General features: G+C 44.7%; 7 protein-coding genes and 1 pseudogene. 3 read left to right on the forward strand and 5 right to left on the reverse strand.

Features of this window, described 5'->3' with window-relative positions; genetic code table 11:
- Positions 1-355: 355 nt before the first annotated feature.
- From F6K37_RS32160 to F6K37_RS44980, 3 genes and pseudogenes are all read right to left on the reverse strand, one after another.
- Positions 356-664 carry a hypothetical protein gene (locus F6K37_RS32160; protein WP_287254661.1) on the reverse strand — a complete coding sequence of 103 codons (309 nt, stop codon included), beginning with the start codon at positions 662-664 and terminating at the stop codon, positions 356-358.
- A gap of 115 nt (positions 665-779) precedes the next feature.
- Positions 780-1,493: pseudogene (locus F6K37_RS32165) on the reverse strand (cryptochrome/photolyase family protein); the annotation flags it as partial.
- Positions 1,478-1,675 carry a cryptochrome/photolyase family protein gene (locus F6K37_RS44980; protein ID WP_008190035.1) on the reverse strand — a complete coding sequence of 66 codons (198 nt, stop codon included), beginning with the start codon at positions 1,673-1,675 and terminating at the stop codon, positions 1,478-1,480. The pseudogene F6K37_RS32165 and the gene F6K37_RS44980, both read right to left, overlap by 16 nt.
- A 432-nt stretch (positions 1,676-2,107) precedes the next feature.
- On the opposite strand from F6K37_RS44980, the gene F6K37_RS32170 reads away from it, so the two are divergent.
- The gene (locus tag F6K37_RS32170; RefSeq protein WP_287254664.1) at positions 2,108-2,320 is read left to right on the forward strand and encodes a hypothetical protein; all 213 of its coding nucleotides are present in this window, start codon (positions 2,108-2,110) and stop codon (positions 2,318-2,320) included.
- Here F6K37_RS32170 and F6K37_RS32175 read toward each other — a convergent pair.
- Both F6K37_RS32175 and F6K37_RS32180 read right to left on the reverse strand, forming a co-directional pair.
- On the reverse strand, positions 2,271-3,617 hold the full coding sequence (locus tag F6K37_RS32175) for a serine/threonine-protein kinase (protein ID WP_287254666.1): 1,347 nt from the start codon (positions 3,615-3,617) through the stop codon (positions 2,271-2,273). The two genes, F6K37_RS32170 and F6K37_RS32175, sit on opposite strands and share 50 nt — an antisense overlap.
- Positions 3,618-3,820: 203 nt before the next feature.
- Positions 3,821-3,961, reverse strand: a complete 141-nt coding sequence (locus F6K37_RS32180) for a hypothetical protein (RefSeq protein WP_287254668.1) — start codon at positions 3,959-3,961, stop codon at positions 3,821-3,823.
- Positions 3,962-4,280: 319 nt separating this feature from the next.
- Here F6K37_RS32180 and F6K37_RS32185 point away from each other — a divergent pair, with 319 nt between their 5' ends.
- Both F6K37_RS32185 and F6K37_RS32190 read left to right on the forward strand, forming a co-directional pair.
- Complete coding sequence (locus F6K37_RS32185; protein WP_287254670.1) at positions 4,281-4,505, forward strand: hypothetical protein; 225 nt, start codon at positions 4,281-4,283, stop codon at positions 4,503-4,505.
- Between the two features lie 36 nt (positions 4,506-4,541).
- On the forward strand, positions 4,542-4,857 hold a 316-nt coding region (locus F6K37_RS32190), incomplete at its 3' end, for a DUF2996 domain-containing protein (RefSeq protein ID WP_287254672.1).

The raw sequence follows: 4,857 nt of genomic DNA on the forward strand, positions 1-4,857 counted from the left end.
GAAAAAGCCACCTGATTTCAAGCACTTCAGATAACTGCCTTGGCCAAAAGAAAGCCAAGACAAGCTAGCACCGAAGCACTGAATTTTGATGCCACCCTTGCTTTAGTTCAGAACTATCCCCAAATAGCCTAGGGTAGTCCGTGCTAACCCCTGCTAGTGGGCGTAGGTTAGCTTAGAGCAAATTTTTTTATAGGTTGGTCGCACCATTTTCATCTGAAATGGGGTGGGTTTGTCAATGCTGCGAAATATTACAACTCCTGTTCAAATTCCGAAATGTATACGAAATAATCAGGGTTTGAAGCGCTTTTTTTTTACATAACTTTACATAAACTGCGGTCTTAACTGCTGCGGAATACTAAGTCGGGAAAATCCCCAGTAAAACTGGAATACCTAATGCCACCGTTGAGGCTTGTGGAAAACTATGGGAAAACTGTGGAAAAGGTTGAAGCTCTGTGTGGAAACAGTGGGGAATCTGTGGGGGAAAGTTGGGACAAACGATAAGAATTCTTACGGTTTCGTTGGCGGTGGAAAACTGGTGACGACAGATGGGGCAATTGTGGATTGTGACCTGTGATCTATAGCAAAGGGAACAGCGGATCACCGGAACAGGGAACAGCGGATCACCGGAACAGGGAGTAGGGAATATGGCATCAAAAATTCTCACAATTCATTTAGGAGCGCTATATTAGCAAACTCTGATTAGCAAACTCTTCAGTTGAGTCCTTAAGGAAAAAACAATGAAAAAAAATATAACCACTGACTAATTGCTTATAACATAATTATGTGGTATGTTCGGGTATATTGTCGCTATGCCACCTTAGAGCCTCTTCACGAATTTGTTGTATGTCTTGATCAGAGATTCTGTCGATGTGAGACAAGACTAAACTCATGCGGCCTTGAGCCTTGAGTTGGTCACGGTGGCGGCAGAGAAAATCCCAGTAGAGGAAATTAAAGGGACAGGCTCCCTCCCCAGAGCGTTTCCGAGGATTGTAAGCACAACTGCTGCAGTAGTCGCTCATTTTATTGATGTAATTAGCTGATGCAGCGTAAGGTTTGGATGCTAGGATGCCGCCATCGGCAAACTGACCCATACCAATCACATTGGTTTGCATGACCCAATCATAGGCATCAATAAAGGCTCCATGAAACCATTCTTCAGGTGCGACCCGTGGCGAATTTAATTCGCCAACGGAAAGCGCACCTAAGATCGATTGAGGGGAAACTCCAACAATTAGAGCAAAATTGCTCAACACCATCAGTCGCTGAATGTGATGGGCGTAACCGGTTCGTTCAACCTGACTCAAAATTTGGAGTAAACAGTTCATGTCTGTTTTCTCGGCATGCCAGTAAAAGTCAGGTAGGGGCTGGGTGTGGTTGAACCAATTGCTTTGGGAGTAGTCAGGGTTCATATAGATATAAATGCCGTGCATATATTCCCGCCAACCCAGGACTTGACGAATAAATCCTTCTGTGCTGCTTAAGTCGAGTTGGTTTTAAAGTGGCCCATGGCTGACCAAATGAATACGAGTTTTTGGCGGTGGTAACGTCTTTGTTGGACGTAGCTTAGGGATTCAATCAGAATTACTGGCGTATTTTGATGGTTTTGTTGACAACTGTTTAGCGCTGATTGTTGAGTCCAAAGTTGATCCCCTAGTACCCAAATCCCGATAGTCATTATGGCTGATGCTTTTTACTGTCTTGATATCATACAATAACCTCAGGGATTTTTGTGTTGAGTTTTAGGAATTAGGGAATCGGGAATCGGGAATCGGGAATCGAGAATCGGGAATCGAGAATAGGAAATATAAAAAAAGTGGAAATTAGATTAATTTTCTCCACTTATTAATTAAAATTTATGGGTAAATTAATCAGAGATTATTAAAAATTATTTTTTTACGGCGGTTTGCATAACTATCAGGTACACAGGATTGTTTTCCCTCTTCCCTCTTCCCTACTCCCTGCTCCGAACGCGCCCCGCGTGGCCCACGGCCTCAGTCCCTGCTCCCTAAAAACCTAGAAATTTGTACCTAATTGAATTGCAAACTGCTGTATATGTTTTTTTAGAAAAATTATCAATCAAACAATAGTTATATAGAGCAGCTATAAATTGGTTTATAACTGCTCTACATATTATTTAGCGGTTTTTAGCCTAATCAGGTACACAGTCTTGTTTCCCGATTCCCTACTCCCTACTCCCGATTCCCGATTCCCGATTCCCGATTCCCGATTCCCTAACACCCAGACCGAATTACAAACTGCTATAAACACTGCTAAATACTACATATCTCAAGGCGAGAGAAGAGAGATACGCCACCCATGAAAAAGGCAAAGTATGCCCAACCGGAAAAGAATCCGACATAGCTGACTGGTAGATGCCCCTGGGGAGCATTGAGGGTGAAGGGGAGGTCAACGTAATCTAGCCACTTTTCGTTGGTGTGCCATCCAAGTTGATCGCCAAAGCGACAGTAAGTTTCATAGTCATAATCGGCACCAGGAGTTACCTGCACACTCTCGGTGACTATGCTCTGCCAGATTCGCTTCTGTACACTAAAGCCAAAGCGCCCATGGCTGTACTTTACCCAGAGGCTGTTGAGAGTACAGAGGTCTGTACAAGGAAAGGTGTTGATATCTGGGATGTCAAGCCAGCCTTCTTCTTCTCGTCCTGCTGCTTTGAGCATAACGGCGAGAGTTTCTTGATCTGCCTCTTGCCACTTTCTACGGATTAGTAAATCCCGTAATGGGCGGTAATCTACTCCTACATCAGAACTAAGGTCATCAGCTTCACTCAAAGAGATGAAATAATCGTTTTCAGTCACGGGCTGTAACCATTCGTGGACTGACTGAGGACGGTCTTTTGGCTCTAAGGCCATGCCTTGGAGAATTACTTGATTTAAGCGATCGCTAATACTAGGAACCAGTTGGTTTGGTGGCACCAGCTCTTCACCGTCATACTTGCGGTAAATTGACTCGGTAGGACTTAGACCAGTTACGGCATGGTACATCGAAGCCGCTAGAGAGTAGACATCTACCTTGGCGTGACGACTGCCTTGGTAGTATAGCTCGTAGGGTCGAAATGGTTTATTGTCAATATGGCTGGACACATTACTATCTCGGAGTATATCCCCAGGAATGCCAAAGTCAATCAACACGGCTTTGCCACTGTTACTGACCACGATATTATGAGGGCTGATATCTAAATGCACTAGCCCTACTCCATGGATTAGATTCAAGGCTGACCCAATTTGAGTGATGTAGGCTACTGCATCAGTTTCAGGTAATGGTCCTGTGCGTTGTACCAACTTCCACAAACTTTCCCCGGAAATAAAATCCATCACTAGGCAGTAGGTATCTCCTTCTTGAAACAAGTCTCTGACCTGGACCAGGGATTCAAGGTCAGCAGACAGTTGAGCCAGCAGTTGTCCTTGCTTGATAAATTGTTCTCCATAGTTGGGGTAGTCTGGAGCCAATCTCAGGCTTTCGTGTGGTGTTTTAATTACAACATCTTGATTGAGTAACTGATGGACTGCTTTGTAGGTAATTCCAAACGCTCCACGTCCAAGAATTTTCTCGATCTTGTATTTACCACCATGTAACAGCTGTTGCTCTGACCAGACCATATAGATTAGTTGTTATTTATTTCTAAGTCGTGTTTAGGTTTAGTAGATTTACCCTGGCTCCTAGGGAGATTATCAACTATTTTAATACACCCTAAATTCAAATACTATTGATAATACAATTAATGCTATAGCATTATTGAGTGAGTATTCAGCTATCAGCGTGTCGCGTATCAGCTATCAGCGTGTCGCGTATCAGCTATCAGCTAATGCGCTACTTGAGGTGCTTTTGAATAAAACAAGTAAGCATTGGAATAATGCTGAGTAAAGTCACCTCCCAGCGTCGTTCGCACAGCGTGGCCATTCGCGTAGCGTGGCCGAAAGGCCAAGGCCAAAGCCTGTGCCACAAAACTGACGGCTGACGGCTGACGGCTGACGGCTGACGGCTGATGGCTGAATGCTTACATTATTTACATGCTATTAAATCTGATAATTAATTTTTTTAGGATTAATTTTCAGTACTCATATACTTTAGTATAGTTCCCTCAGCTTTGCCATCCTCTGCCGCATCAGGTGTTAGCGGTTAATTACTCTCCCAAGAGAAAAAAGCTAGCGATAGGGAATCGGGAATCGGGAATCGGGAATCGGGAACAGGCAAGAGGCAAGAGGGAAAAAATCCTGTGTACCTCATTAGGTTAGAAACCGCTATACTAAAGCTACTGACAAATGCGTTCGCGTAGCGTGGCCTACCGCCAATCGCGTTTAGCTCAAGTCCGGAGAATTCTGCCCATTTCCCGCTTTTCCCGCTTTTCCCGCTTTTCCCGACTCCCTCGGTGCGCTTTCCGTAGGCGAATTAAATTCGCCACGGGTCGCACCGCTCCCGATTCCCGATTCCCGATTCCCGACTCCCGATTCCCGAGGCATCTGTCTAGCCCTTCGCCAGTAAGATAGGATTATCCACAGTAAAGATAACGACTTACGTAAGCTATGGCGGAAGAAACCCAACCCTTGCCTAACCCTGAGGAAGCGAATACTCCTTCTGATACATCAGCAGAAAAACCGCAGGCTAAGGCCCCTGCGGCCAAAAAGCCTGCTGAAAAATCAGAAGAGAAACCAGCGGCTAAGGCTCCTGCGGCTAAGGCCCCTGCGGCTACAGAGGCAAAAGCTAAAAAAGCCAAACCACCAGCAATTGAAAAGAAACCCTTTACTGAATTTGTGGAACAACATTATGTGCCAGCCCTTAAGACTGCTTTTGCCAAACAAGGTATTGATGATGTAGATGTGACGTTTGCTAAACAGAAAA

Origin of the sequence: Moorena sp. SIO4E2, assembly GCF_010671945.1 — a bacterium.
GTDB classification, from domain to species: Bacteria; Cyanobacteriota; Cyanobacteriia; order Cyanobacteriales; family Coleofasciculaceae; genus Moorena; species Moorena producens.